This window comes from Acinetobacter sp. Tr-809 (assembly GCF_011753255.1).
Taxonomy (GTDB): Bacteria; Pseudomonadota; Gammaproteobacteria; order Pseudomonadales; family Moraxellaceae; genus Acinetobacter.
The window spans coordinates 1-788 of the sequence record NZ_VWVZ01000019.1 but is presented as its reverse complement, the minus strand read 5'-3'; the positions used below and the strand labels follow the sequence as shown (position 1 = coordinate 788).

Here is a 788-nt window from a genome sequence, read left to right as displayed (position 1 = left end):
AATGTGACCGTCACAGGTACCTTAACGGGTATTCCAGTAGATGCAGCGACCACAGTTGTGACCTTGCTGATCAATGGTGTGACGTACACAGCGACAGTTGATCCATTAACAGGCAACTGGACTGCAAGCGTTGCGGGCAGTGACCTGTTGGCCGATGGTGATAAAACCATTGATGCTACAGCGACCTTCACCGATACAGCAGGTAACAGCAGCAATGTGACTGATACGCAAGTGTATACCGTAGATCTCACACCACCGAACCCAGCGGGTGCGGTATTAACGATCGGAACAGTGACTGCGGACAATGTGGTTAATGCAGCAGAGGGTGCAGGCAATGTGACCGTCACAGGTACCTTAACGGGTATTCCAGTAGATGCAGCGACCACAGTTGTGACCTTGCTGATCAATGGTGTGACGTACACAGCGACAGTTGATCCATTAACAGGCAACTGGACGGCAAGCGTTGCGGGCAGTGACCTGTTGGCAGATGGTGATAAAACCATTGATGCCACAGCGACCTTCACCGATACAGCAGGTAACAGCAGCAATGTGACTGATACCCAAGTGTATACCGTAGATCTCACACCACCGAACCCAGCGGGTGCGGTATTAACGATCGGAACAGTGACTGCGGACAATGTGGTTAATGCAGCAGAGGGTGCAGGCAATGTGACCGTCACAGGTACCTTAACGGGTATTCCAGTAGATGCAGCGACCACAGTTGTGACCTTGCTGATCAATGGTGTGACGTACACAGCGACAGTTGATCCATTAACAGGCAACTGGAC

Annotated in this window: 1 protein-coding gene; it reads left to right on the top strand. The window is 51.4% G+C overall.

Annotation, left to right across the window (positions count from 1 at the left end):
* A partial coding sequence (locus F3J02_RS18365) for an Ig-like domain-containing protein (protein ID WP_167251618.1) occupies positions 1-788 on the top strand: 788 nt, incomplete at both ends.